Below are 25,468 nucleotides of genomic sequence, written 5' to 3'. Positions count from 1 at the left end.
AGAGAGGGGCGCGGCACCGCCCGTTATCCCGGGTGCCTCGGTCCATTACGGAGCTTTCCTAGCGAATCGACCGGACGAAAGACGTCTTTCGCTTCTGCGCTCTCCCGTCGGGGCATATGCTTGCAAGAAGGCGGGCGTATCGAGACCTGCAAACCCGTTCAGTTGCACGCAGCAGCTTTGTCAGACGCGGACTTGCTGCTCCCGGAACTTGACCGCCTATCTGCGGGGAATGTTCCCCGGTTGGACGCGGCCCGAGGGGCTAACGGCACCCGCCTACAGAAAGTGCTTCCAAAGCGCCCGAATTTCTCCAAGCGCTCTGCACAGCCCGCAGGCCATACCAAGCCGGTCTCCCGCGTCGTAAGCCGTCAGACCGCGTTCCAGCTTTCGGTCGTCGAATCGTAGCTCTCCAGCCCGCCCTCTCCGATATCATTCCACACGCCATGCAGGGAGAGCCGCCCCTCCTCCACCGCAGCCGTGACGAAGGGGAAGCTCAGGAGGTTGTCGATCCCGGTCAGGACGGCCAGCTTCTCCAGCGCGGGAACGCGCTCAGCCTCGGGCACATCAAGCACCTTGGCATAAGCGGGGCGGAGAATATCCATCCAGCGCCCGACAAAGCTCGTCTTTTCCTCAAGCTGAGGGGCATGACCGGCGCACATGTCGTAGCAGCCCTGCACCCCGCCGCAGCGGGAATGACCCATGACGATCAGATTGGCGACGCGCAGCGTCTCAACCGCATATTCAACGGCGGCCGAGGTGCCGTGATGGTCTCCGTCCGGGGCATAGGGCGGCACGAGGTTCGCCACATTGCGGTGGATGAACAGCTCACCCGAATCCGCGCCAAAGATGGAAGCCACGTCCACCCGGCTGTCGCAACAGGCGATGACCATGGCACGGGGGCGCTGGCCATCCTCCGCCAGACGGCGGTACCAGTTGCGGTTGTCCTCCCAGATGGTCGCCCGCCAGCCGTGATAACGTTGCACGAGGTAACCGGGCAGGGGGCGGATCGGCAGCATCGGGTTCTCCTTTGACGAAGCGGCCCGACTCCACCCTCTTTCGTGGCGAAGTGCAACCCCCGAGGTTGGAGATCCCGGAGCCAACTCCGGCGGCGGGCACAACCCAATGCGACCTGAATGGCGCAGACGGCATCCGGGGGTTTGCTCTCCCGGAAATGAGGTTTAGGGTCGCGCGCAAAAGTCGCAGCAGACTGACACCGGAGCGCCCATGAGCCAGACCTTCGCCGCCGATGATGGCGCCGCCCTGCCCCTTCACCTTGTGGAGCAACAGGCATTTCGCGGCTGGCTGGAGCAACAGCCGCCGCAAGTGGCCGCATGGCTGACGGCGACCGGTTTCGAGGGGCGTCTTGGCGATCTGCGGCTGCTGCCGGGCACGGATGGCGCGCCTCTCGGCGCGGTGCTCGGCCTTGGCGACGCAGCGGCGCGGAAACGCGGGCGCTTCGCCGTCGCGCGGGCGGTGCCGCAACTTCCCGCGAGACTCTGGAAACTGGAAGGGCTGGCGCCCGAAATGGCGGAGGAAGCGGCGCTCGGCTGGCTTTTCGCGGGCTACAGCTTCGATCGCTACCGTCCGAAGAAGCAGCTGGCCGACAAGCCCCGCCTCGTTGCCCCCGCCGGCATCGACGCGGCCCGGCTGGAGACGCTGGCCGCCAGCGAGACCATGGTCCGCGATCTTATAAATACGCCCGCCTCCGACATGGGGCCGGAGGAGCTTGAGTTGGCCTTCCTCGCCATGGCCGCACCTTTCCGGGCCGAGACCCGCGTGATCCGGGGAGAGGAACTTCTGGCGGAGAACCTCCCCATGATCCACGCCGTCGGCCGCGCCAGCCCGCGGGCGCCGCGGCTGCTCGACCTGCGCTGGGGCGAGCGGGGGCCGAAGCTCACGCTCGTCGGCAAGGGCGTGTGTTTCGACACGGGCGGGCTGGACCTGAAACCGTCCTCCTCCATGCTGCTGATGAAGAAGGACATGGGCGGCGCCGCGAACGTCATGGGGCTTGCGCGCTCGATCATGGCGCTCGGCCTGCCGGTACAGCTCCGCGTCCTCGTCCCTGCGGTGGAGAACGCGGTCGGCGGATCGGCCTTCCGTCCGAAGGACATCCTCACCTCCCGCAAAGGGCTGACGGTGGAGGTCAACAATACCGACGCGGAGGGAAGGCTCGTGCTTGCCGATGCGCTGGCGCTGGCGGATGAGGAACAGCCCGATCTGGTGATCTCCATGGCGACGCTGACCGGAGCCGCGCGTGTGGCGCTTGGGCCGGATGTGCCGCCCTTCTTCACCGATGATGACGGGCTGGCCGCCGCGCTCACCACTGCAGGGGAGCGCGTGGCCGATCCGATCTGGCGCCTGCCCTTCTGGGAGCCGTATGAGGAGATGATCGAACCCGGTATTGCCGATCTGGACAATGCGCCCTCCGGCGGCATGGCCGGTGCGATCACCGCTGCGCTGTTCCTCCGCCGTTTCGTCGCGGCGCGCTATGCCCATTTCGACATCTACGGCTGGCAGCCCGCCGCCGCGCCCGCGCGAACGAAAGGCGGCACCGGTCAGGCGGGCCGCGCCATTCTCTCCGCCCTGCCCAAGGTTCTGTCGCTATGAATGATCCCCGCCTCACCCCCGCCAATGGTCGCGTGGCACTGGAGTCGCTGCGCGGCATCGTGCCAGCCGACCGCTATGTGAACGGCGAGCCGCTCCGGGTGATCCGCACGACCGCCGACCTGCTCGACGCGCCGGGCGGCCTCAGGAACCGGCAGATGATCTTCGGGGAAACGTTCCTCGTCATCGACCGGCAGGAGGGCCACGCCTTCGGCCAGTCGGATCGCGACGGCTATGTCGGCTGGATGCGGCAGGAGGCTCTGGGGCAGCCCGCGGGACCGGCAACACACCGCGTCGCAACCCCTGCCACCCATGCCTACTGGCATCCCGACATCAAGCGGGGCGAGGCGAGACTCCTCTCTCTCGGCAGCCTGCTTCATGTGGTGGACGAACGCGGCGCCTTTGCCGAGACGACAGACGGCTGGTTCGTGCCCCGCAGCCATCTGCGCCCCGTGGACACGCTGGAGCCTGATCCGGTCGACGTGGCGGAGCGGCTTCTCGGTACACCCTATCTCTGGGGCGGCAACAGCCGGGAGGGGATCGACTGCTCCGGCCTCGTGCAGATCGCGCTTCTCTCCGCCGGGGTGGCCTGTCCCGGAGACAGCGATCTCCAGCGAGAGGCGTCCGCTGAAGCAATGGGTGCGGAGCTTCCGCCCGGAACCCCCCTGAAACGCGGAGATCTGGTGTTCTGGACGGGGCATGTCGCCCTGGTCGCCGATAAGCGGCGGTTGATCCACGCCAACGGCCACGCGATGGCCGTTACCCATGAAGGGATCGAAGCTGCCTTTGCACGCATTCTGGCGAGCGATGGTCTCCCGGTCAGCAAACTGCGCCGCCCCGCCCTGCCCTGACCGCTGCTGCGGTCGCCCCGGAAGGGGCGGCGGCGCATGCTTCACCCGCCGTTGTCGCGGACGGGCTCTCGAAAGCAGGTGCTGAACCGGTGACCCGGCTCGTTGCCGAAGACCGGTCGGGAAGCTGCGGCCCCGCCTTGCCCTCACCGCCGCCTCATACGCATGACGCTTCGCCCTCCGACGACGCGGCAATGCCCCACTAAGCCACCGGCCGCCGAAATGTTGCCGACCGGCCCTCTGGGTAAAACCGGCAAGTAGGCCCGCTGGTCTGCCGGCAATGCCCGGATCTCCAGCGGTGTTGCGGCCGGAAATCTCTTGCCCGAACGCAGGTTCCGGAATCTGTTTCGGCTCCCGTTTCGGCCCGCCACCTCGCGCGCGTGTTAGAGACGGGGGCGTTCGCGAGCATCCCGGATGGATTTCTTGTGTCACCACGCGCGCGTGTGGAGACGAGAATTCCTTCCGAACCCGGCGGAATTGCTGCTCCCGTCACCACGCGCACGTGTGGAGACGGGCGTGAGACGGTGGACCAGATCACCGGCCTTGGACCGTCACACGCGCGGAGGCGGATATTCACTTCCTACTAAGCCAGAGCCCTCAATGCGCCATGACGAGCGCGGAGGCGGGCGCGAAGTGCGTAGCTCATTCCACCTGCGTCGGCACCGTCACGCGCGCCGGAGGTGAGGTGCATGAATTGGCCGGGCGCGCCTCCCCGGAGGGCTGTCACACGCGCGCGGAGGCGAGTGCGGACCCTATTACTGCTCCCGCTGCTCTCCCGCACTGTCACACACGCGTGGAGGCGAGATACCCCCACCCCGGCCGTCAGAACCGCTACTCGCACGCGGAGGCGAGGCATGAAAATGCCCCCTCAGAGGTTGAGGGGGCCGCACTCTCACGCGCGCACGGAGACGAGCGCAAAATCAGCGGTAGCATCGCAATATGCTACGTCACACGCGCTGGCAGGCGAGAAACGCACCAGTACGCAGGCCAAAAGCATGTTCCTGTCACGCGCGCGCGGGAGCGCGGTCCTTGGGCGACGGAGGAGCAGTTCGCCCTGTCTCCTGTCACGCGCGCGCGGGGGCGCGGTGTGGGGGCGGTTTCTCCGCCCCCGCCGCTTTCGCGCCGGTCCGGCCCGCGTCGGCTTCGGTTCAGATGGCTTCGAGCGCGATGGCGATGCCCTGCCCGCCGCCGATGCACATGGTGACGAGCGCGCGCCGCCCGCCCGTCCGCTCCAGCTCCGCCAGCGCTTTCAGCGTGATGATCGCTCCCGTCGCGCCAACCGGATGGCCAAGCGCGATCGCGCCGCCATTCGGGTTCACCTTCGCCGGGTCGAAACCCAGACCGTCGGAAACGGCCAGAGCCTGCGCGGCAAAGGCTTCATTCGACTCGATCACGTCGAAATCACCCGCTGTCAGCCCGGTCCGCTCCATCAGCGCCTTCACCGCCGGGATCGGGCCGAGACCCATCACCTCCGGACGCACGCCCGCATGGGCGTAACCCAGCACACGGGCCCGCGGCTTCAGCCCGGCCTTCTCCGCCGCCTCTGCCCGCGCCAGGACGATGGACGCCGCACCATCGTTGATGCCGGAAGCATTGCCAGCCGTCACCGTGCCATCCTTGCGGAAGGCAGGGCGCAGGGCCGCCAGCCCCTCGCCGCTCGTGGCTTTCGGATGTTCATCGGTGTCGAACACCGTCGTACCCTTGCGGGTGACGATCTCCACCGGCACGATCTGCCCCTTGAACCGTCCCTCGGCAATGGCGCGGGCGGCGCGGGCCTGGCTCTCCAGCGCGAAGGCATCCTGCGCCTCCCGCGTGATACCACATTCGGCAGCGACATTCTCGGCGGTGACACCCATATGGCCGGTGCCGAACGGGCAGTTCAGCGCGCCAAGCATCATGTCTACCGCGTTCACGTCACCCATCTTCTGGCCCCAGCGGGCATCCTTCAGGATGTAGGGCGCGCGGCTCATCACCTCCACTCCGCCCGCCAGCGCGAAATCGGCATCCCCCAGCATCAGTGCCTGGGCGGCGGAGACGATGGCCTGCGCGCCGGAGCCGCAGAGCCGGTTCACGTTCATCGCCGGCACCGTATCTGGCACACCGGCATCGATGGCCGTCACACGGCTCACATACATGTCCCGCGGCTCGGTGTTGATGACATGGCCATAGACCACGTGTCCGATCTGCCCCGGCTCCACGCCCGAGCGCTCCAGCGCGGCCTTCGCCGTCAGCGCGCCGAGCGCAGTGGGCGCAAAACCGGAAAGCGAGCCGCCGAAGCCGCCGATGGCCGTCCGCGCACCGTCAACGATCACGATATCCGTCATACTTTCCTCCCGGAAATCTTATGGGTCCGGGCGGCAGTTGTGCATGGCAGCGGGGTTACTGCAAGGTATCGTCAGTAGGGCGGACGCAGCGGCACACGCCCCTCATCCGTCAGGATGTAGGCATCCCTGTCCTCGAAAACCGCGGCGGTGATCGGCCTGCCATAGCCGGCGCCCGTGTCGATATTGACCCGGTTGCCATGATGGGTGGCCGCATCGAGCGCAGTGTGACCGTGCACGATCAGGGCGCCATGGTTCCGCGTATCCTCAAGGAAGGGCGAGCGGATCCAGACAAGGTCATCCTCCACCTGCGCATCCAGCGGCACATCGGGCCGTACACCCGCATGGACGAACATCAGATCGCCCCGCCTGTAGGATGTGGGGAGCGCCTTGAGGAACTCCCGGTGCGCCTCGGGCACGCGGTGAAGCGCGTCCGCCTGAATCTGCGCGACCTCCCGCCCTTCCGTACCGACCCCATAGGACGCCAGCGTATCAAGCCCGCCCAAGGCCGGGGCGAGCCATGTATGGCGCTCCGAAAGACCGGGATCCCGCCGCATGGGATCCTCCATGAACCCTACGAACATGCGATCGTGATTGCCCTTCAGCACCACCCACGGCTCTCCGGCCGCGATGCCCTCCGACAGCAGGTCGATCACGCCCGCCGCATCCGGCCCGCGATCGACAAGATCCCCCAGATGCACGACGGGCGCATCCCAATCGCCGGTGCGTGCGCGATCTTCCGCGATCAACCGGTGGGCGCGGCGAAGCTCGTCGATATAACCATGGATGTCGCCGATCGCATAGGTACGTATCATGACCGCATCACCGCCCTGGCATCACGCCCGGCCGACCCGGATCGCCAGCGCCAGACGGTCCAGCGTGGCACGCTCCTCCGCGCTTACCGGCTCGCCACCGAAGCCAAGGAAGCCGCCCTCTGTCGCGGCCTCGGCCACCTGGCGCGCTATCTCGATGAGCCAGCGGCCAAAGCCGGGAGCATCTTCCGGCATTTTCACCGTGGCAAGCAGCATGAGCCGTTCCACCTCCGCCACGATATCCTCGACGATTTCCGGGGGCTTCCGGTTGCGCACCTCCGCCCGCAGGATCTCCGTGACCACCTGACGCTCATCGGCGCTGTCATAGGCGGCGACGACTGCCGCAATCAGGTCGTTGTCCTCGGGATTGGCCTTGGCGCGGCGGAGTTCGCTCGCCATGGCGGCGCTCTCCTTGATCGCGCCCCACAGCCCGCTGGGATCCGCCGCCGTGACCGCTACGCCGACGAGCATGGGCAGCGCGGTGATGCGCTCCCAGTCGCGGCTCTCGAAATGTTCTTGCACGGTCATGTCCTGTCTCCGTCAGCGAGTACTGTCCGCCCGGTCCGCAACCGGGGGAACATGGTGAAGCTACATCGCCGGGAAGAATCGGCAAGACGTCACCGGCTCAATGTATCAACGGGATAGGCCGTGGTCGCCTTGATGCTCTCCATCACGAAATGCGACGTGACATTCTTGAGCATCACCGCGTCGGTCAGCCGTTTGTAGAAAGCGTCATAAGCCGCCATGTCGGAGACCGCAACACGGAGGAGATAGTCCATATCTCCCGCCATGCGCAGTACCTCCATCACTTCCGGAAGCGCGCTCACCGCGGCGGCGAATCGCTCCCGCCATTCGGCGGAGTGGTCGGGCGCCTCGATCCCCACCAGCACGGTAAGGGCGCAGCCGATCTTCATCCCGTCCATGAGCGCCACGCGCCGCAGGATCACGCCGGACTGTTCGAGCTTCTGAATCCGTTTCCAGCAAGGGGTTTGCGACAGGCCCACCCGATCGGCGATCTGCGCGATGGGCAAGGTCGCGTCCTTCTGAAGCTCACTGATAATCTTTCTGTCGATCAGGTCCATTTTCTTTCCCATCCAGAGAAGCATATTCTCCAAGACCCGGCGAAATCGAAATAACGCCACCATTGAAAATAACGATAATGTCTGTCGTGATTATGGTGTCAACCGGTCCGTGCCAAATGCCCGGACCAACGGGAGAAGACAGATGAAGCCTTTCCTCGCTTTCAAGGCAGCGGCGGCCGTTGCGGCTTCCCTTTGGCTGGCCGGACCGGCGCTGGCCCAGAGCACGCTCCTGAACGTCTCATACGATCCGACGCGGGAGTTCTACCGCGCCTATAACGATGCCTTCGCCAAGCACTGGGCCGAACAGGGCAACTCCGCGGTGCAGATATCCACCTCTCATGGCGGCTCCGGCGCACAGGCGCGGGCGGTGATCGACGGGCTCGACGCCCAGGTGGTGACGCTGGCGCTTGCCGCCGATATCGACGCGATCGCAGAGCGGACGGGCAAGCTCCCTGCCGACTGGCAGGGGAAACTTCCGCACAATTCCTCGCCCTACACCTCCACCATCGTGTTCCTCGTCCGCGCCGGCAATCCCAAGGGGATCAGCGACTGGAGCGATCTGGTGAAGGAGGGGGTGGAGGTGATTACGCCCAATCCGAAAACCTCCGGGGGGGCGCGCTGGAACTATCTTGCCGCCTGGGCCTGGGCTGAAAAGACCTATGGCGATGAGGCGAAGGCACAGGAGTTCGTGAAACAGCTCTTCACCCACGTCCCTGTCCTCGACACCGGCGCACGCGGCTCCACGACCACCTTCGCCCAGCGCGGCCTTGGCGATGTGCTGCTCGCCTGGGAGAACGAGGCCTATCTCGCGCTGGAGGAGCTTGGGCCGAGTGAGTTCGAGATCGTCGTGCCCTCCCTCTCCATCCTCGCGGAACCGCCCGTCGCGCTGGTCGAGGGGAACCTCAAATCCGATGAGCAGCGCAAGCTTGCGACCGAATACCTTAACTGGCTCTACTCGCCGGAGGCGCAGGCGCTTGCGGCGAAGAACTACTACCGGGCATGGGATACCTCGAAAGCCGATCCCGAAGACGTGGCGCGCTTCCCGAAACTCGATCTCGTGACCATCGAGCATTTCGGCGGCTGGAAGAAAGCGCAGGCCACGCATTTCGCAGACGGCGGCGTCTTCGATCAGATCTACACCGCGAAATGATGCGCGGCGCCGCTCTCCGCCGATCCCCGATACCGGGGTTCGGCCTGTCGATGGGCATTACACTGGCGATGCTGTCGATCATCGTCCTGCTGCCCATCGGCGCCCTGCTTCTTCGTGGCGCCAGCTACGGGCCGGCGAATGTCTGGTCGGTCGCAACGGAGCCCCGCGTGTTCGCGGCGCTCCTGCTGTCGTTCCGGCTGTCGCTCTATGCCGCGCTGTTCAACCTTGTGTTCGGGGTTCTGCTCGCCTGGGTGCTCGTGCGCTACCGCTTTCCGGGGCGGCGGCTCATTGATGCGGCCGTGGACCTGCCATTTGCCCTGCCGACTGCCGTGGCGGGCATCGCGCTCACCGCCCTCTATGCGCCCAAGGGCGCTTTCGGGGCCCTGGCGGTGGAGTATCTCGGCACCCGCATCGCCTATACCCAGATCGGTATCTTCATCGCGCTGGTCTTCGTGGGGCTGCCCTTCGTCGTCCGCACCGTGCAACCGGTGATCGAGGAAGTGGACCGTCAGTGGGAGGAGGTTTCCGCCACGCTGGGCGCCTCGCGCTTCTACACCATTCGCCGCGTGGTGCTTCCGGTGCTGATGCCGGCCGCGCTGACCGGCTTCGCCCTCTCGCTCGCGCGCGCGGTCGGCGAATACGGCTCCGTCATCTTCATCGCCGGCAACCTGCCCATGAAGACGGAGATCGCCCCCCTGCTCATCGTCATCCGGCTGGAGCAGTTCGACTACGACGGCGCAGCGGCCATCGGCATCGCCATGCTGCTGATCGCCTTTGCCATGCTCTTCCTCATCAACATCATCCAGATCTGGAGCCGGAGGAGAAGCGGCCATGTCTGATCTATCCGCGCGCTCTGCGCCCCTTCCCCAACCGAAAAGCCGCTTTCGCGACCCCGCCAACGAAAGCCCGGCGTTCCGCGTCGGGCTGACCGTGCTTGTGCTCGGGGTGCTGGCGGTGCTGCTCGTGGCACCCCTGGTGGTGGTGTTCTCCGAGGCGCTGGCGCGGGGCTGGCTCGCCGCCGTCTCATCGCTCTCCAACCCGGACGCCTGGTCCGCGATACGTCTCACACTGATCGTCACCGCCATCTCGGTGCCGTTGAATGCGGTTTTCGGCATCGCCGCCGCCTGGGCGATCACCAAGTTCGATTTTACCGGCAAGGCCTTTCTCATCACGCTGATCGACCTGCCCTTCTCCGTTTCGCCGGTGGTTGCGGGGCTTTGCCTCGTGCTGCTGTTCGGAGCGAACAGTCTGGTCGGCGGATGGCTCGTGGCCCACGGTTTCCCCATCGTCTTTGCCCTGCCGGGGATCGTGCTGGCGACGATGTTCGTCACCTTCCCCTTCGTCGCGCGGGAACTGATCCCGGTGATGATCGAGCAGGGCAAGGATGAGGAGGAAGCCGCCCTGACCCTTGGCGCCTCCGGCTGGCGGACCTTCATGACGGTCACGCTGCCCAACATCCGCTGGGCGCTGCTCTATGGCGTTCTGCTCTGCAACGCCCGTGCGATGGGAGAGTTCGGGGCCGTCGCCGTCGTCTCCGGCAAGATCCGCGGCCAGACCGCCACGATGCCGATCACCATCGAGATGCTCTACAACGAATATCTTTCGGTCGCGGCCTTTTCCATGGCGGCGCTTCTGACCCTTCTGGCGCTGCTCACCCTCGCGCTCAAATCCTTCCTGGAGTGGCGCTATGCCGATCAGCTCGCCGCTACGCTCCGTCATTGAGAGGCCGATCATGCATATCGAGATCGACGAAATCGCCAAGACCTTTGAGGGAACGACAGCTCTCCATCCCGTCAGCCTCTCCATCCCGACCGGGGCGCTGGTGGCGCTTCTGGGACCGTCCGGCTCGGGCAAGACGACGCTTCTGCGCATCCTGGGCGGGCTGGAGTATCCGACCTCGGGCCGGGTGCTCTTCGACGGGGTGGATGCGACGGGCCTTTCGGTGCAGGAACGTCGCGCCGGCTTCGTCTTTCAGTCCTATGCGCTTTTCCGCCACATGACGGTGTTCGAGAACATCGCCTACGGACTGCGCGCCCGCCCCCGCAAGTCTCGGCCCTCGAACGAGGAAATCCGCCGGCGCGTGACGAAGCTGCTGGAGCTGATCCAGCTTCCCGACATCGGCAAACGCTATCCGAGCCAACTCTCGGGCGGACAGCGGCAGCGGGTGGCGCTGGCCCGGGCGCTGGCCATCGAACCGCGCATGCTGCTGCTGGACGAACCCTTCGGCGCGCTGGACGCCCGTGTCCGCCGGGAACTTCGCCATGGCCTGCGCGAAATCCACGATGCGACCGGCGTTACCTCCGTCTTCGTCACCCACGATCAGGAGGAGGCGATGGAGCTGGCTGATCTCGTCGTCGTCATGTCCATGGGCCGGATCGAGCAGATCGGCCGGCCGAGCGATATCCGCGCCCGTCCCGCCACACCCTTCGTCAAGGACTTCCTCTCCGTCTGACCCCGCTCTTGGCATGCTGGGGGCGATGGGGCTACCAACGGCTGGCAACCGACCGGAGTCCCTCATGTCCGACACCTATGTGATCCCCGCGCCGCCCCTCGTGACCCTGCCAATCTCGGGGGAGACGGCGGTTTTCCCCGTCCGCCGCGTCTATTGCGTCGGCCGCAACTACGCCGAGCACGCGCGCGAAATGGGGCATTCCGGCAAGGAGCCGCCGTTCTTCTTCCAGAAGAACCCCGACAACCTCGTGACGGATGGTGTATTCCCCTACCCCTCCCGCACCGCCGACCTGCACCATGAGGTCGAACTGGTCGTCGCGCTGGCGAAGGGGGGGCGCGACATCCCCGTGGCGGAGGCGCTGGACCACGTCTATGGCTATGCCGTCGGTCTTGACATGACCCGCCGTGATCTTCAGGCGGAGGCGAAGAAGGCCGGGCGGCCCTGGGAGGCCGCGAAGGCCGCCGAGCACTCCGCGCCGGTGTCCTCCCTTCATCCCGTGGCGGAGGTAGGTCACCCGGACAATGGCACAATCACGCTGAAGGTGGACGGGGAGCTTCGCCAGTCGGGGGATCTGGCCGATCAGATATGGTCGGTGGCCGATGTGATCGCGCATCTGTCCGGTCTGTTCGAACTGGCTCCGGGCGACCTCATCATGACCGGCACGCCGGCTGGCGTCGGCGCCGTTCAGCGAGGCCAGGTGATGACCGCCGCCATCGAGGGCCTCGGCGTCTTGGAGGTCCGTGTCGTCTGAGCGCTGCGTTAGCGCCTCCTTAACCCGGCGCGGCTAGTCTCCCGGGGTCAGGGAGGCGAGCCATGCAGAACGACAAGCGCCCGATCATCATCAAGCGCAAGAAGATCGTCGCCGGGGGTCACCACGGCGGCGCCTGGAAGGTCGCCTATGCGGATTTCGTGACCGCGATGATGGCTTTCTTCATGCTCATGTGGCTGCTGAACGCCACGACGGAGAAGCAGCGCAAGGGGATCGCCGACTATTTCAACCCGACGATCCCCGTCAATCGCGTCTCCGGCGGCGGAGACGGCGCCTTCGGCGGCGACAGCATCTTTTCCGAGGATACGCTGGTCCACAACGGCACCGGCGCCTCGCAAAGCCGCGCGATGCGGGAGCGACAGGCGCGCGGTGTCAGCGGCGTGACGCTGGACGAGGATATCCAGCGCGCGCGGGAGGGCATGGAGGCGCTGCTTCAGGGCCGCACCGGCGATAGTCTCACCCTCCGCAGCAAGCTGATCCACATCGCGACGCGGGTCAGCGACGAAGGGTTGATCGTGGAGCTTTTCGATACCGATGGCGCCACGCTGTTCGTGCCCGAGACCGACACCCCGACCCGGCTCCTCCACGATCTGATCGACGTGGTGGCTTCCGTATATCTGCAATCGCTCAACTCCGTCGCGGTGGAGGCGCATGTGCGCAGTTATCCCGTGCCGCTCGCCCGCAACCCTGTCTGGGATCTGACCACGGCCCGTGCAGGCGCCACGCGCCGCGTCATGGAGGAGGCAGGCTTTCCCCCCGCGCGTCTGCAACGCGTGACGGGCTATGCCGACCGTCGCCCCGCCGCTGCGGATCGCGCATCCCCCCGCAATAACCGGGTCGAGATCATCCTTCTGCGCAAAAAGTGATGCGCGTTAGCGGCTTCTTAAGCCCCTGAAAGCAAAACTCGGACAACGGCATCCGAATCCGAACCTCGAAAGGCATCAGAATGTCCATATCCTCCTCACTGAACGCGGGCGTGGCCGGGCTCAACGCGAATGCCGTGCGGCTCGCGACGATCTCGGACAACATCGCGAATTCCGGCACCTACGGCTACAAGCGGGCGGAGGCGGATTTCCTCTCCATGGTCATCGGATCCGGCACGGCTGGGGCGGGCAGCTTCGCCGCCGGCGGCGTCCGTGCGACGACCGGCCGTGTGGTCGATCAGCGGGGCGGCCTCGTCGGGACGTCCAATGCGACCGACATCGCGGTGAGCGGGCGCGGTTTCCTGCCCGTCTCCTCGACCGCCTCCATCGGGACCGGAGACACACCGCTGATGCTTGCCACCACCGGCTCGTTCCGCGCGGATCAGAACGGCTACCTCACGACGAGTTCGGGCCTCGTGCTGCTCGGCTGGCCCGCCAATCCCGACGGGACGATCCCCACCTACCCGCGGGACTCAGAGGCCGCGCTTCAGCCGATTCAGATCACGGCCAATCAGTATGTCGGCAACCCGACCAAGAACATCACGCTCGGCGCCAATCTGCCCGCCACCGCAACCGGCCCCGACGCGAGCGGCGAGCCTTATGAAATGTCGGTCGAGTATTTTGGCAATCTGGGCACCACAGAGGGGCTGAAGGTCACCTATACGCCTTCCACGACGACACCGAACCAGTGGACGATGACGGTTCGTGACGACGCGAGCGGCGCGGATATCGGGATTTTCGAGTTGAACTTCGACGATACCGCGGCCAAAGGCGGCACGCTCTCCTCTGTCAATGTGACAGGCGGCGTGAACACTCCCAGCTATGATGCGGCCTCGGGCAAGCTCAACGTGACGACCGCAAGCGGCGATATTGCCATCTCCATCGGCACCCTCGGCTCGAACAGCGGGCTGACGCAGCTGTCGGACACATTCTCAACCCGCCCCAGCGAGAAAGACGGCTCTCCGGTCGGCAATCTCGCCTCGGTCGAATTCACCGCCGATGGCAGGCTGAACGCGATCTACGACAATGGCAGTACGCGCACGATATATCAGGTGCCGGTAATCGACGTTCCGAACCCGAACGGCCTGCAGGCAGGCAGCAATCAGACATTCCGGCTGTCCTCCCAGAGCGGCCCGATGTTTCTCTGGGATGCGGGCAAAGGACCGGTCGGCGGCGTGACAGGCTTTGCACAGGAAGAGTCCGCGACGGATGTGGCAAGCGAGTTGACGCAACTCATTCAGACCCAGCGGGCCTATTCTTCCAACGCCAAGGTCATCCAGACCGTCGATGAGATGCTGCAGGAAACCACGAACATCAAACGGTAGGCCCGATGAGCATTTCACAGGCTCTCTCAAATGCCGCGAGCGGGCTTTCCGCCGTCGGTCGAACGACCGGCGTCGTATCGTCCAACCTCGCGAACAGCCTGACGCCGGGTTACAGTCGGCAGGAGGTTGTCCTGTCGAATATCGCCGGGACTGCCGGAACCGGCGTCCGGGTCACTGCTGTCCTGCGGGACGTGGACCCCGCGCTGACGCTTCAGCGGCTGAAGGCTCAGTCGGAAGCAGCGGGAACAGGGGTGGAAGCCGCCTTTCTGAAAGCGTTGGAAGACAGCCTGGGCACCAGCGATTCCGGCGATTCGCTTTCCGCGCGGGTCGCACGGCTTGCCGCCACGCTGGACACGGCGTCGAGCCTGCCGTCCTCCGAAAGCCGGCTCGCTGATGTCCTGACAGCGGCAAAGGCCCTCGCCGAAAAGATCAACGGCATCGGACGGGCCGCTCAGGAGGCACGTGCCGTTGCCGATCAAAAGCTCGCCGCGGATGTCGGGATGGTGAATGCCAACCTGTCGAGGATCGACGAACTGAACCGTGCCGTCGTTGCCGGGGCTGCCCGCGGCAGTGAGATCAACACCCTTCTCGACGAGCGGCAAAGGCTCGTCGATAGCATCGCCGATGCCCTCCCGGTGCGCCAGACGCTTCAGGATGATGGCCGCATATCGCTCCATCTGAGTGACGGGACGACGCTGCTCGAAGGCACAAGGGTCGCGCAACTGGCGTTCTCCCCTGCAGGCGACATGACGGCTGGCACGACAATTGAAAACGGCCTTCTTTCAGGCGTCACGCTGGATGGCAAACCGCTGTCGCTCGGGGCTGGAGGCCGGATCAGTGAAGGCCGAATGGCAGCGCAGCTCACCGTCCGCGATCAGCTCGCCCCGGCGTTCCAGAAGGAGGTGGATGCATTCGCAGGCGATCTGATCGCCCGATTTGATAGCGCGGCAAAGACCCTCGCCGCGGATGGCGTGGGTTTTTTTCAGGACGCCTCCGCGACTGGGGGCGCTGGGCTCGCGGGTCGCCTCGCCATCTCCGCCGACTATGATCCTGATCAGGGAGGCGCGCTGTGGCGTATTCGAAACGGAGCCGGCACCACCACTGAACGGCCAGGGGATGCAGGCGGGCTCATCGCTCTCTCCACCGCGCTGGAGAAGGACAAGCCCCTGACGGATAGTGCGGCAACGCTTCTTTCCAGTGTGGCCACCCGTCGCCTCTCGGTGGAGATGGAGGCAAGCTTCAGGACGGCGCGAAGCGATCAGCTCCGCAGTGCCGAAGCCGCTCGCGGGGTCAACTCGGACGAAGAAGTGCAGAAGCTTCTCTTGATGGAGCAGGCATTCGCGGCCAATGCCCGGGTTCTCCAGGCCGCTGACGAGATGATGAAAACGCTGCTGGGGATACGCTGATGATGGGTGGGATGGGGATCGGGGATTTGGCCCGCAGCCTTGCCTTGCGACAGGCCACGGGAGCGACGCAGAAAGCGCTGTCACGGTCCATGCAGGAGGCCACAACCGGAGCTCCGACCGACCGATCTGCGCGCCTCGCGGGAGATCACCGGCTTGACGCCCGCCTGAACACCAGACTTGCGAGCCTTGCCGCCTGGCGGACAACCGCGACAGAGGCCGCGTTGTCTGCTGCCACGATGCAGGAGGCGCTCACTTCTCTGACGGAATCTCTGACATCCGGCAGGCAGGCGGCAATCCTCGCCTCGAGCACGGAGGATCCCGCATCGCGGCGTGCAGTCGCGAACGAGCTTCACGCGCGCTTCGGAAATGCCGTATCGACCATCAACCTGCGATCCTCCGGCCAACCCATGTTCGGCGGCGCAGTGGCGGCAGGCCCGGCGATCAAGGACGCGACGGAAATCCTCGCTGATCTTGCAGGCGCGATCTCGACATCGGGAGCCCAGACGGTATCGGATATCGCGGCGGCGGTCTCCGACTGGTTCGACACGCCCGCTAATTACTACCTCGGCGACAGTGAGCCCCGAAGCCCGGTGCCGATCGGCGCAGGAGAAACGGTCAGCCTGTCTCTGCGCGCAGACGCCCCCGCCTTTCGGCAGACATTGGAAGCACTCGCCCTCGGCGCGCTCTCCGCCTCCCTTCCCGACGCTCAGAACGGTGCGATGATCGGTCTTGCCGCCCTTCGCATGTCGGAAGCGACGGATGGCATTGTGGCCGCGGCGGCTGACCTCGGCACGACAGAAGCACGCATCGAGGCGGTGCGAACTCGGAACTCGGCCGAGGAGACAGCCACGAAGGCGCGTTTGCAGGAGATCGCCGGCGTCGATCCGTATGAGGCCGCGATCGACCTCGACGCCACGCAGAAGCAGCTTGAGTTGCTTTATGAGCTTACGGGCCGCCTTTCCTCGCTCACTCTGACGAATTATCTGCGATGAGCCGCTTCTTCACATTCCTGCTGGCAGGTCTGATCTTCGCCATGGCCGCTGCGGCAGGCCCGATCCGCATCAAGGATCTCGTGGAGTTCGACGGCGTGCGCGGCAATGATCTTGTCGGCTACGGGCTAGTCGTCGGCCTCAACGGCACGGGTGACGGGCTTAGAAACTCGCCCTTCACCGAGGATATCATGACCAATATCCTCGAACGGCTTGGGGTGAATGTGACGGGCGAACAGTTTCGCCCCAAGAACGTCGCTGCGGTGCTGGTCACCGCTGAGCTTCCGCCCTTTGCCCGCGCGGGGGGGCGGATCGATGTCACTGTCTCGACCATCGGAGATGCAAAGAGCCTGCTGGGCGGAACGCTGGTGATGACGCCGCTGAACGGCGCGGATGGCCAGATTTACGCGGTCGCGCAGGGAACCATCATTGCGGGCGGAAACGTCGCGACAGGTCAGGCCGCCAGCGTGACCGAGGGCGTTCCGACGGCCGGCGGCATTCCGGGCGGCGGTCGCGTGGAGCGGGAGATCGGCTTTGAGTTGAGTGATCTGGAAGCACTCCGGCTTGGCCTGCGCTCCCCTGATTTCACAACTGCCGCGCGGATCGAGGCGGCAATCAACGGCGACTTCGGTCGCGCGGTTGCCCGAATGCTGGATTCCGGCACTGTGGCGCTGGATATCGGCGCGACGCGCATGGCCTCTGCCGCACATGCGCTGACGCGTATCGAAGCCCTGATGGTGGAGCCGGAGCAGCGTGCGCGCGTCGTCGTGGATCAGCGCTCCGGCACCATTGTGATGGGCGAGGACGTGCGCATCTCCCGCGTGGCTGTGGCGCAAGGCAACCTCACGCTGCGGGTGGAGGAAGCCCCGCTCGCCGTGCAACCCAACCCCTTCGCACGGGGAGAGACGGTAATCGTGCCGCGCTCCTCCGTCGCGATAGAGGAGCAACCGGGGATCGGGTTGGCGGAGGTTTCCGCATCCACGTCGCTGTCGGATGTGGTCGCGGGTCTCAATGCCCTGGGGGTCGGCCCGCGGGACATGATCGACATTCTCAAGAGCATCAATGCAGCAGGAGCGCTTCATGCCGAATTGCTGGTCAAGTAAAACCCTGAGCGTAGGCAGCTCAGCGCGTCGGGCGGACCCAGATGCGCTCCCCGCTTGCTTCGGCAACGCTCAGGATGCGCAGGACGCCGCCCTGCACATGGAGTGCCAGCGCGCCCGAATGCTCTAGCGAAGTTTTGTCAACGATATCACAGGGAGCGCCCTTCAAGGGCGATGTCCCCTGCGACAAACGACTGGAGGTTACGACGATGGCCCAATCGCGGCAGCTGTCTTCGACCAGATCGGCGGCGCCGCGCCCGGTGATGTGCACGATCTCCCGATCCCCGGCGCGATACCGGACGATGCCCGCGTCACGACTCATCCCGTCCCGCCGCGCGGCGACTTCGCCTGTCGCAAGATCGCCATCCCGCTGCAGCCAGCCAGTAACCGCGAAGGCATCGCCCCGCCCGCGCGACAGCGCCCGACCTTCGGGCGTGAGAAGGCCGGAGACGGCGCCGCTCTCCGAAATCAGCACAAGCGGCCGGGCTGCCCCTTGCCAGAAAAGCCAGCCCCCCATCAGCAGGGGCGCTACGCCCGCCCATCGCGAGGGTCCGGGCCAGAGGGTCAGCCAGAGCAGAGACACCACGACCAGCGGCAGCGCTCCGGGCGGCGGGATGCGGACCGCGGACACCACGCCGTCAAGCCCGGCGACCATCTCCGCCACGCGAAGAACGCCCTGCGACCCCAGCCCGACCAGCCACAGGGGAGCAGTCTCGAGCCCCAACGGCGCAAGCAATAGCGCAACCACTGCAAACGGCATGACGAGCACCCCCATCAGCGGGCTAGCCAGCAGATTGGCGAGGAGGCCGTAATTCACCACCCGATTGAAGATCGCCGCGGTAAACGGCATCGTCGCGGCCCCGGCGACAGAGGAGGAAAAGAGCAGCATGATCGTGCCGTCACACCATCGTGGCCAGGGACGCATCCTGCCGGAGATCCAGCCAAAGGCGATGACGAGCGCCGCGCTAGCGGCAAAGGACATCTGGAACCCGGCATTGGTCAGGCTCTCAGGTCGCAGCGCGAGCACGATCACCCCGGCCAGCGCGATGGACCGGAGCGAGAGCGCCCGCCGGTCGCACAACACCGCTATGAGCATCACGGCCACCATGACAAAGGCACGCTCCGTCGCCACATCCCGCCCGGCGAGCGCGAGATAGAAGGCGGAGGCGGCAAGCGCGATCGCGGCCGCGATCTTCTTGGTCGGCAGACGCAGCGCGGCGCCCGGCATCAAGGCCAGCCCGCGCCGCACCACGGCAAAGATGAAGGCGGCCAGCATGCTCATATGCATGCCGGAAATCGAAAGCTGGTGAGAGAGGTTGGAATCCCGCATCGCGTCATTGGCGGCGGCAGAGATACCGGAGCGGTCGCCCGTGGTGACGGCCGCCGCGAACCCCCCCCGCATCGCCCGGAATATGCGCGAGGATACCGGCAGAAAGCGTCATGCGGATGCGGTCTATCAACAGGCCGAGATCATCCTCCGACGGCGCCACCGTCATCACCGGGGTCCGGCTGTAGCCCACGGCGCCCAGCCGCTCGAACCAGGCGGTGCGGCGGAAATCGAAGCCGCCGGGTTCCGTCGGCCGACCGGGGGATGAGAGATGACCCGTGAGCATGATGCGCGTTCCCGGCGCGAGGGCACGCTCCGGCTCCTCCATCAGCGACACGCGCACCCGATGCGGCGTCCGCTCGGGCGCCATGCGGGCCAGCGTCACCTGATCCAGCGTCAGGCGGAGCCGGTCGCTTCCAGACCGGTCGATCTCCACGAGACGCCCCTCCACAGGGCCGTAGTAACGGAAGGAGAGCACGGGGGCGGCGACCATATGGGTGCGGAGCAGGATCAGCAGGAACCCAGCCAGCACGAGACAGGGCACCGCCGCCACGGGTCGCCAGCGAGGCGGCCCCCAGAGCCAGAAGCCAGCGGAGACCGCGCAGAGAATCACAGCCAACCAGACGAAGACGTGGGATGGCTCCCGCAGAAGCGCCAGATACCACGCGATGCCAAGGCCGAGCAGCACCGGCACGAAGGGAAACAACTGCCCCCGCGCCTGCGCAAGCCCCTCGAGCGGAAGGGCCAGAAGCCACGAAATACGCCGCGAAGCCCCGCCTCCGTTCCGCGCGGCGTCGGGCGAGCGCTGTCCTTCGTCCAAGATCGCCATCGCGCGCGGCTTGCCCTCCCCCGGCCGATTGCCTACAGAGACGCCGAAGCCATAGCGCAGACATGGTTTCTGAATGGTTAATTCCGAAAGGCCCCGCGCATGTCCGCTGCCCGCCCGGTTGTCACCCGTTTTGCCCCCTCGCCCACCGGTTATCTGCATATCGGCGGTGCGCGGACGGCCCTGTTCAACTGGCTCTATGCCCGCGGACGCGGAGGCCGGTTCCTGCTCCGTATAGAGGATACGGACCGCGAACGCTCCACGCCGGAGGCGACGGCGGCGATCCTTCGCGGCCTGACCTGGCTCGGCCTCGAAGGGGACGGCGATGCCGTGAGCCAGTTCGAACAGCGGGGCCGTCACGCGGAGGTCGCGCATGAGATGATGGCGCGCGACTGCGCCTATCGCTGCTACTCCACGCAGGAGGAGATCGAGGCCTTCCGGGAAGCCGCGCGGGCGGAGGGACGCTCCACGCTCTTTCTGTCACCCTGGCGCGATGCCGACCCGGCGACCTGGCCCGATGGCCCCTATGTCATCCGCCTGAAGGCGCCCCGCGAAGGGACGACCGTCGTCGAGGATGCCGTGCAGGGCGAGGTGACCTTCCGCAACGATCAGCTCGACGACATGGTCCTTCTCCGCTCGGACGGCACACCGACCTATATGCTGGCGGTGGTGGTGGACGATCACGACATGGGCGTGACCCATGTCATCCGGGGCGACGACCACCTGAACAATGCCGCGCGGCAGACGCAGATCTACCGTGCGATGGATTGGGAGGTGCCTGTCTGGGCGCATATCCCGCTCATCCACGGGCCGGATGGCAAGAAGCTCTCCAAGCGTCACGGCGCGCTGGGGGTGGAGGAATATCAGGCCATGGGCTATCCCGCCGCGGGCATGCGCAACTATCTTGCGCGGCTCGGGTGGAGTCATGGCAATGACGAATTCTTCACCACGGAGCAGGCATTGGAATGGTTCGACCTGCCCGGCATCGGCCGGGCGCCTGCGCGACTCGATTTCAAGAAGCTCGAGAACATCTGCGGGCAACATATCGCCGCCACGCCGGACGAAGAACTTGTGCCTGAAATAGAGGCATACCTTGCTGCGGCCGGTGAACCGGCGCTGACCGAGAAACAACGCGCCGGCCTGCTGCAGGCCATGTATTCACTCAAGGACCGTGCAAAGACCTTTGTCGATCTCATTGAGAAAGCACGGTTTGTCCTGGTCGAGCATCCGATTTCGCGGGATGACGCAGCACAAGCCGCCTTGACGGAAGATGCGCGCGGTATACTGCGGGATACGGCTGCGCTCTTGCGGACCACACCCTGGGAGCGGCATACACTCGAAGCGGCGGTGGCGGAGGTCGCCGGAGCGCGCGGACTGGGCCTGGGCAAGGTTGCCCCGGCCTTGCGTGCGGCTCTGGCGGGGCGCATGCTTTCGCCGAGCGTTTTCGACATGATGCTTGTCATCGGTCGCGACGAGACGATTTCCCGCCTGGAGGATGCGGCTTCCTGAGCCGCCACCGGGCTTCCAAGACAACCGGCATCCCCGCCGGAGCATGAAAGGGACGAAGATGGCTGACATGGCAGAGACGAGCAAGAAGGCGACGCTGACATTCGAAGGCAAGACCATCGAATTGCCGATCATGTCGCCAACACTCGGCCCGGACGTGCTGGATATCCGCAAGCTTTATGCGCAGGGTGACGTGTTCACCTTCGATCCGGGCTTCACCTCGACGGCCGCCTGCGAATCCACGATCACCTATATCGACGGCGACAAGGGCGAGCTCCTGTATCGCGGCTACCCGATCGAGCAACTGGCCGCCGAGTCGCATCACCTCGAAGTCTGCTACCTGCTGCTTTACGGCGAACTGCCGACGGCCAAGCAGCTCGCCGATTTCGAGACGCTGGTCACGCGCCACACCATGGTGCATGAGCAGATGACCAACTTCTTCCGCGGCTTCCGCCGCGATGCGCATCCGATGGCGACCATGGTCGGCGTCGTCGGCGCCATGTCCGCCTTCTATCACGACTCCACCGACATCAACGATCCGTGGCAGCGCGAAGTGGCCGCCATCCGGCTGATCGCGAAACTGCCAACCATCGCGGCGATGGCTCATAAATACTCCATCGGCCAGCCCTTCGTTTATCCGAGGAACGACCTCGATTACGCGTCGAACTTCCTCTACATGTGCTTCGCCGTCCCGGCGGAGGAGTACAAGGTCAACCCGATCCTCGCGAAAGCGCTCGACCGGATCATGATGCTCCACGCCGATCACGAGCAGAACGCCTCCACCTCTACGGTGCGTCTCGCAGGCTCCTCGGGCGCGAACCCGTTTGCCTGCATCGCGGCGGGTATCGCCTGTCTGTGGGGCCCGGCCCATGGCGGGGCGAACCAGGCAGCGCTGGAAATGCTCCGCCAGATCGGCACCGTGGACAAGATCCCGGAATATATCGCCAAGGCGAAGGACAAGAACGATCCTTTCCGCCTGATGGGCTTCGGCCACCGGGTCTACAAGAACTTCGACCCGCGCGCCAAGGTGATGAAGGAAAGCGCTGACGAGGTGCTCGGCCTGCTCGGCGTCGAGAACAACCCGACGCTGCAGGTCGCCAAGGAGCTGGAGCGCATCGCGCTCGAGGATCCGTACTTCATCGAGAAGAAGCTCTACCCGAACGTGGACTTCTACTCGGGCATCATCCTTGAGGCGATGGGCTTCCCGACCGCGATGTTCACGCCGATCTTCGCGCTGTCCCGGACGGTTGGGTGGATCTCCCAGTGGAAGGAAATGATCTCCGATCCGCAGCTGAAGATCGGTCGTCCGCGCCAGCTTTATGTGGGCGCAACGGCCCGCGATTACAGCGATATCAGCACGCGCTGATCGCATCAAACCGCTTGTCGAGGCCGCCCTTCCGGGCGGCCTCTTTCATTTCCGGGTATTTCTGACAGTTTTAGGGGTGCAACTTTCAAAACACGGGCGTATGGAGAGGCGGAAAAGTTGACAAAAAGAATCTGCATCATGCTGAAAGCCCCGTCGAAGACCAAGTTGAGCCGGGCAGCAGGCGCTGCTCTCGCCTTCGCCCTTCTTTCCAGCGGTGCGATGGCGCAGGACGTGCCGCAGCCGCAGGTCCAGCCGCAGGCGCCGGAAATCACCGCGCCTTCTGCCCCCGTGCTTCCCAACGGAGAGGGCAGCGGCGCGCCGGCGGCCGAAAGCGTGCCTTCTGCTGCCCCCACCCCCACCGGAGTGGCACCGGAGGCAGCAGCTCCTGCTGATGCAGCCTCTCCCGCCCGCTCCGCTGCGCAGCCTGACGGAACATCGCCGGACACCGCAACCGCGCCCGCCACGGCGCAAGCGGACGCGGACATCGCTGCGGAAGCAGCAGCCCCGGACATGCTGGCGATCCCCGCCGATACCCTGCCCCATGACCTTTCCCCCTGGGGGATGTTCATGGCCGCCGATATGGTGGTGAAGGGCGTCATGCTTGGCCTTGCCATTGCCTCGCTGGCCTGCTGGACGATCCTTGTGGTCAAGGCGTTCGAGATCGCCGGCGCCAAGCGGAATGCGAGCCGCGCCCTGCGGGCCATCCATAGCGCACAGACCCTGGCGGAGGCGCGCGCCTCCGCGGGCGATCGCAGGGACCCCGCCGCCTTCATGCTCCGTGCCGCCGAGGAGGAATACCAGCGCTCCGAAGCCGCGATCGACGAGGCGGGCGGCGACGGCGTGAAGGAGCGCGTCTCCTCCCTGCTCGGCCGGATCGAGCTTCAGGCGGGGCGCCGGTTGTCACGCGGCACGGGCATTCTGGCCACCGTCGGCTCCATCGCGCCCTTTGTCGGCCTGCTCGGCACGGTCTGGGGGATCATGAACTCGTTCATCGGTATTTCCGAATCGCAAACCACCAACCTCGCCGTCGTCGCCCCGGGGATCGCCGAGGCGCTGCTGGCGACCGCCATCGGCCTCGTCGCGGCCATTCCCGCTGTGGTGATCTACAACATGTTTGCCCGGTCGATCACCGGCTACCGCGCGTTGCTCGGCGATGCCGGAGCGGGGATCGAACGGCTGGTGAGCCGCGATCTCGACTTCCGCAACGTGCGGCGTGGCGGTCTGCGTCACCGTCAGGCGGCGGAGTGAACCATGGCAGGCGGCATCCGCGAAAATCAGGGCGACGACCTTCCCGAAGCGCATGAGATCAATGTCACGCCGTTCATCGACGTGATGCTCGTGCTGCTCATCATCTTCATGGTGGCGGCACCGCTCGCCACGGTGGATGTGAAGGTGGACCTGCCCGCCTCCACGGCACAGCCCGCGCAACGGCCCGACAAGCCGCTCTACGTCACCGTGGGGTCGGACCTCGGCCTGTCGATCGGCAACGATCCGGTGACGGAGGACGGGCTGAAGGCGGCGCTCGACACCTTCACCGGTGGCGATCATGAGCAGCGGGTGTTTCTGCGCGCCGACAAGACGGTGGCCTATGGCGACCTGATGGAAGTGATGAACAAGCTGCGCGAGGCGGGGTATCTCAAGATCGCGCTGGTCGGGCTGGAGAGCTTCGCGACCCCGCCCGCGGGGTTGCAGCCATGACCGCCGCCCATGTCGACTGGACCGATACCATCGGAACGGGTCGTCGGCTGGGCGAAGTGTCGCTCTGGGCGGGGGGCGCGGTTCTGGTGCTTGGCGTCCACATGGCTGCCGCGGCCTATCTGCTGAACCATACCGCACCGCCGCCGCCCGGCATGCCCGAGACCTATGTGATCGACATCGCGCCGGAGATGTTCGCCGCGCCGGAGGATCTGGTTTCCGACGACTCCCCCATGGCGATGCAGGCCGCCCCCGACCTGCCGCAAGCGCCCGAGGAGATCGAGGCGGAGGACATGCCCGACCCGGTCACCGACCCGATCCAGCAGGCGGAGATGACACCGCCGCCGGACGTCACACCGCCCGATACGCAGCCCATCATGGATGAGCCGCCGCCACCCGAGCCGGTGGAGGAGCTGCCAACCGTCGCGGAGCAGGCGGAAGTCGCCTTGCCTCAGGTCTCCTCACCCCCGCCGCCGCGGCCGCAACGCCGTCAGGCCACCACCACCCGGCCGCCCGCGCCGCAGACGCAGGCGCCGCCCCGCGTGGAAGCCCCGCGCGCCCAGGCCGCTGCTGCACCGCGCGCCGCGCAGGGCGCCAGCAATGCGCAGGTTGAACAGAAGTGGCGCGACCGTGCCTATGCCGTTGTCGCACGGCACATGAAGCGCTGGCGCAACACCAGCCGCAAGCCGCTGACCGTCATGATGACCATTCAGCATGACGCAGGCGGGCGGATCGCCGCCGTATCTCTCCGGGGTTCCACAGGGGATTCGCGGCTCGACCAGTCGCTGAATGCCCATGCGCAACGGCTGCCAAATCTGCCTCCGCATCCGGGCGGGAGCGGCACGGTGAGCGTGCCGCTGGTGCTTGAGGGGCTGTAGGCCCCGCTGGCGGACCGCATCGCCCCATGGTCGTGCGGTCCACCTTGCGTTGAAAACAGGGGCTGCCGTCTTTGCGTCTGCGGGGGCGACGT

At 65.9% G+C, this 25,468-nt stretch carries 24 protein-coding genes; 17 read left to right on the top strand and 7 right to left on the bottom strand.

The genetic code is table 11. The features are described 5' to 3' along the window. Positions 1–365: 365 nt before the first annotated feature. Positions 366–1,013 (bottom strand): carbonic anhydrase, encoded by a 648-nt coding sequence (locus CN97_RS15495; protein ID WP_035713187.1) that lies wholly within the window; start codon positions 1,011–1,013, stop codon positions 366–368. A 208-nt stretch (positions 1,014–1,221) separates the two neighbouring features. Here CN97_RS15495 and CN97_RS15490 point away from each other — a divergent pair, with 208 nt between their 5' ends. Next, entirely contained in the window at positions 1,222–2,604 is a 1,383-nt protein-coding gene (locus CN97_RS15490; RefSeq protein ID WP_035713185.1) for a leucyl aminopeptidase family protein, read from the top strand. Further along, positions 2,601–3,452, top strand: a complete 852-nt coding sequence (locus CN97_RS15485) for a C40 family peptidase (RefSeq protein WP_035713183.1) — start codon at positions 2,601–2,603, stop codon at positions 3,450–3,452. Before CN97_RS15490 ends, CN97_RS15485 begins: the two co-directional genes overlap by 4 nt. A gap of 1,145 nt (positions 3,453–4,597) precedes the next feature. Here CN97_RS15485 and CN97_RS15480 read toward each other — a convergent pair. The 4 genes from CN97_RS15480 to CN97_RS15465 all read right to left on the bottom strand — a co-directional run bounded on the left by CN97_RS15480 (position 4,598) and on the right by CN97_RS15465 (position 7,664). Then, the gene (locus tag CN97_RS15480) at positions 4,598–5,773 is read right to left on the bottom strand and encodes an acetyl-CoA C-acyltransferase family protein (RefSeq protein WP_035713180.1); all 1,176 of its coding nucleotides are present in this window, start codon (positions 5,771–5,773) and stop codon (positions 4,598–4,600) included. Positions 5,774–5,844: 71 nt separating this feature from the next. Beyond that, positions 5,845–6,582: a metallophosphoesterase family protein gene (locus CN97_RS15475; protein ID WP_035713248.1), complete on the bottom strand. Its 738-nt coding sequence runs from the start codon at positions 6,580–6,582 to the stop codon at positions 5,845–5,847. 24 nt (positions 6,583–6,606) lie between these two features. Next, entirely contained in the window at positions 6,607–7,110 is a 504-nt protein-coding gene (locus tag CN97_RS15470) for a hypothetical protein (protein ID WP_035713178.1), read from the bottom strand. Between the two features lie 89 nt (positions 7,111–7,199). Beyond that, positions 7,200–7,664: an Lrp/AsnC family transcriptional regulator gene (locus CN97_RS15465; RefSeq protein ID WP_035713246.1), complete on the bottom strand. Its 465-nt coding sequence runs from the start codon at positions 7,662–7,664 to the stop codon at positions 7,200–7,202. A 142-nt stretch (positions 7,665–7,806) separates the two neighbouring features. Here CN97_RS15465 and CN97_RS15460 point away from each other — a divergent pair, with 142 nt between their 5' ends. The 10 genes from CN97_RS15460 (at position 7,807) to CN97_RS15415 (ending at position 17,781) form a co-directional block, all read left to right on the top strand. Continuing rightward, complete coding sequence (locus CN97_RS15460) at positions 7,807–8,814, top strand: sulfate ABC transporter substrate-binding protein (protein ID WP_035713175.1); 1,008 nt, start codon at positions 7,807–7,809, stop codon at positions 8,812–8,814. Further along, positions 8,814–9,653 (top strand): sulfate ABC transporter permease subunit CysT, encoded by an 840-nt coding sequence (cysT, locus tag CN97_RS15455; protein ID WP_088217311.1) that lies wholly within the window; start codon positions 8,814–8,816, stop codon positions 9,651–9,653. Before CN97_RS15460 ends, cysT begins: the two co-directional genes overlap by 1 nt. Further along, entirely contained in the window at positions 9,646–10,536 is an 891-nt protein-coding gene (gene cysW, locus CN97_RS15450; protein WP_035713169.1) for a sulfate ABC transporter permease subunit CysW, read from the top strand. The genes cysT and cysW overlap by 8 nt, the downstream gene beginning before the upstream one ends. A 10-nt stretch (positions 10,537–10,546) precedes the next feature. Continuing rightward, entirely contained in the window at positions 10,547–11,266 is a 720-nt protein-coding gene (locus CN97_RS15445; protein WP_051911300.1) for a sulfate/molybdate ABC transporter ATP-binding protein, read from the top strand. Positions 11,267–11,330: 64 nt separating this feature from the next. Beyond that, positions 11,331–12,017: a fumarylacetoacetate hydrolase family protein gene (locus CN97_RS15440; protein WP_035713166.1), complete on the top strand. Its 687-nt coding sequence runs from the start codon at positions 11,331–11,333 to the stop codon at positions 12,015–12,017. Between the two features lie 62 nt (positions 12,018–12,079). After that, positions 12,080–12,901 carry a flagellar motor protein MotB gene (locus CN97_RS15435; protein WP_035713164.1) on the top strand — a complete coding sequence of 274 codons (822 nt, stop codon included), beginning with the start codon at positions 12,080–12,082 and terminating at the stop codon, positions 12,899–12,901. 80 nt (positions 12,902–12,981) lie between these two features. After that, positions 12,982–14,283 carry a flagellar hook protein FlgE gene (locus CN97_RS15430; RefSeq protein WP_035713161.1) on the top strand — a complete coding sequence of 434 codons (1,302 nt, stop codon included), beginning with the start codon at positions 12,982–12,984 and terminating at the stop codon, positions 14,281–14,283. A 5-nt stretch (positions 14,284–14,288) separates the two neighbouring features. Next, on the top strand, positions 14,289–15,689 hold the full coding sequence (gene flgK / locus CN97_RS15425) for a flagellar hook-associated protein FlgK (RefSeq protein WP_035713160.1): 1,401 nt from the start codon (positions 14,289–14,291) through the stop codon (positions 15,687–15,689). Next, positions 15,689–16,681 (top strand): flagellin, encoded by a 993-nt coding sequence (locus CN97_RS15420; protein WP_035713158.1) that lies wholly within the window; start codon positions 15,689–15,691, stop codon positions 16,679–16,681. Before flgK ends, CN97_RS15420 begins: the two co-directional genes overlap by 1 nt. Beyond that, positions 16,678–17,781, top strand: coding sequence for a flagellar basal body P-ring protein FlgI (locus CN97_RS15415; protein WP_035713155.1), 1,104 nt, complete (start codon positions 16,678–16,680; stop codon positions 17,779–17,781). The genes CN97_RS15420 and CN97_RS15415 overlap by 4 nt, the downstream gene beginning before the upstream one ends. Positions 17,782–17,800: 19 nt before the next feature. Here the strand turns inward: CN97_RS15415 and CN97_RS21275 are convergent, their stop codons facing one another. Beyond that, on the bottom strand, positions 17,801–19,180 hold the full coding sequence (locus tag CN97_RS21275) for a ComEC/Rec2 family competence protein (RefSeq protein ID WP_248700103.1): 1,380 nt from the start codon (positions 19,178–19,180) through the stop codon (positions 17,801–17,803). Next, on the bottom strand, positions 19,113–19,934 hold the full coding sequence (locus tag CN97_RS21270; protein ID WP_248700102.1) for a ComEC/Rec2 family competence protein: 822 nt from the start codon (positions 19,932–19,934) through the stop codon (positions 19,113–19,115). The genes CN97_RS21275 and CN97_RS21270 overlap by 68 nt, the downstream gene beginning before the upstream one ends. 99 nt (positions 19,935–20,033) lie before the next feature. Here CN97_RS21270 and gltX point away from each other — a divergent pair, with 99 nt between their 5' ends. The 5 genes from gltX to CN97_RS15385 all read left to right on the top strand — a co-directional run bounded on the left by gltX (position 20,034) and on the right by CN97_RS15385 (position 25,376). Beyond that, positions 20,034–21,440, top strand: a complete 1,407-nt coding sequence (gltX, locus tag CN97_RS15405; protein ID WP_035713154.1) for a glutamate--tRNA ligase — start codon at positions 20,034–20,036, stop codon at positions 21,438–21,440. 67 nt (positions 21,441–21,507) lie between these two features. Further along, positions 21,508–22,803, top strand: coding sequence for a citrate synthase (gene gltA, locus CN97_RS15400; RefSeq protein WP_035713243.1), 1,296 nt, complete (start codon positions 21,508–21,510; stop codon positions 22,801–22,803). Positions 22,804–22,941: 138 nt separating this feature from the next. Beyond that, a complete protein-coding gene (gene exbB / locus CN97_RS15395) occupies positions 22,942–24,051 on the top strand; it encodes a tonB-system energizer ExbB (protein ID WP_051911299.1) in 1,110 nt (369 codons plus the stop codon). A gap of 3 nt (positions 24,052–24,054) precedes the next feature. Then, positions 24,055–24,501 (top strand): TonB system transport protein ExbD, encoded by a 447-nt coding sequence (exbD, locus tag CN97_RS15390; RefSeq protein WP_035713151.1) that lies wholly within the window; start codon positions 24,055–24,057, stop codon positions 24,499–24,501. Then, positions 24,498–25,376: a TonB C-terminal domain-containing protein gene (locus CN97_RS15385; RefSeq protein ID WP_035713149.1), complete on the top strand. Its 879-nt coding sequence runs from the start codon at positions 24,498–24,500 to the stop codon at positions 25,374–25,376. The genes exbD and CN97_RS15385 overlap by 4 nt, the downstream gene beginning before the upstream one ends. The last annotated feature ends 92 nt before the right edge of the window (positions 25,377–25,468 follow it).

Source organism: Haematobacter massiliensis (assembly GCF_000740795.1).
GTDB classification, from domain to species: Bacteria; Pseudomonadota; Alphaproteobacteria; order Rhodobacterales; family Rhodobacteraceae; genus Haematobacter; species Haematobacter massiliensis.
Note: the sequence above shows the minus strand (reverse complement) of the source record. Positions and strands in the feature narration are given on the sequence as shown.

Bases quoted from the DNA above. Each gene is read 5' to 3' on its own strand.
- flgK (WP_035713160.1), top strand. From the start codon at position 14,289: ATGAGCATTTCACAGGCTCTCTCAAATGCCGCGAGCGGGCTTTCCGCC.
- CN97_RS15420 (WP_035713158.1), top strand. From the start codon at position 15,689: ATGATGGGTGGGATGGGGATCGGGGATTTGGCCCGCAGCCTTGCCTTG.
- CN97_RS21275 (WP_248700103.1), bottom strand. From the start codon at position 19,180: ATGCGGGGGGGGTTCGCGGCGGCCGTCACCACGGGCGACCGCTCCGGT.
- CN97_RS15480 (WP_035713180.1), bottom strand. From the start codon at position 5,773: ATGACGGATATCGTGATCGTTGACGGTGCGCGGACGGCCATCGGCGGC.
- CN97_RS15440 (WP_035713166.1), top strand. From the start codon at position 11,331: ATGTCCGACACCTATGTGATCCCCGCGCCGCCCCTCGTGACCCTGCCA.
- gltX (WP_035713154.1), top strand. From the start codon at position 20,034: ATGTCCGCTGCCCGCCCGGTTGTCACCCGTTTTGCCCCCTCGCCCACC.
- CN97_RS15460 (WP_035713175.1), top strand. From the start codon at position 7,807: ATGAAGCCTTTCCTCGCTTTCAAGGCAGCGGCGGCCGTTGCGGCTTCC.
- CN97_RS15415 (WP_035713155.1), top strand. From the start codon at position 16,678: ATGAGCCGCTTCTTCACATTCCTGCTGGCAGGTCTGATCTTCGCCATG.
- CN97_RS15465 (WP_035713246.1), bottom strand. From the start codon at position 7,664: ATGGACCTGATCGACAGAAAGATTATCAGTGAGCTTCAGAAGGACGCG.
- CN97_RS15430 (WP_035713161.1), top strand. From the start codon at position 12,982: ATGTCCATATCCTCCTCACTGAACGCGGGCGTGGCCGGGCTCAACGCG.
- CN97_RS15490 (WP_035713185.1), top strand. From the start codon at position 1,222: ATGAGCCAGACCTTCGCCGCCGATGATGGCGCCGCCCTGCCCCTTCAC.
- gltA (WP_035713243.1), top strand. From the start codon at position 21,508: ATGGCAGAGACGAGCAAGAAGGCGACGCTGACATTCGAAGGCAAGACC.
- cysT (WP_088217311.1), top strand. From the start codon at position 8,814: ATGCGCGGCGCCGCTCTCCGCCGATCCCCGATACCGGGGTTCGGCCTG.
- CN97_RS15445 (WP_051911300.1), top strand. From the start codon at position 10,547: ATGCATATCGAGATCGACGAAATCGCCAAGACCTTTGAGGGAACGACA.
- CN97_RS15495 (WP_035713187.1), bottom strand. From the start codon at position 1,013: ATGCTGCCGATCCGCCCCCTGCCCGGTTACCTCGTGCAACGTTATCAC.
- cysW (WP_035713169.1), top strand. From the start codon at position 9,646: ATGTCTGATCTATCCGCGCGCTCTGCGCCCCTTCCCCAACCGAAAAGC.
- CN97_RS15435 (WP_035713164.1), top strand. From the start codon at position 12,080: ATGCAGAACGACAAGCGCCCGATCATCATCAAGCGCAAGAAGATCGTC.
- exbD (WP_035713151.1), top strand. From the start codon at position 24,055: ATGGCAGGCGGCATCCGCGAAAATCAGGGCGACGACCTTCCCGAAGCG.
- CN97_RS15485 (WP_035713183.1), top strand. From the start codon at position 2,601: ATGAATGATCCCCGCCTCACCCCCGCCAATGGTCGCGTGGCACTGGAG.
- CN97_RS15385 (WP_035713149.1), top strand. From the start codon at position 24,498: ATGACCGCCGCCCATGTCGACTGGACCGATACCATCGGAACGGGTCGT.
- CN97_RS21270 (WP_248700102.1), bottom strand. From the start codon at position 19,934: ATGGCGATCTTGGACGAAGGACAGCGCTCGCCCGACGCCGCGCGGAAC.
- exbB (WP_051911299.1), top strand. From the start codon at position 22,942: ATGCTGAAAGCCCCGTCGAAGACCAAGTTGAGCCGGGCAGCAGGCGCT.
- CN97_RS15470 (WP_035713178.1), bottom strand. From the start codon at position 7,110: ATGACCGTGCAAGAACATTTCGAGAGCCGCGACTGGGAGCGCATCACC.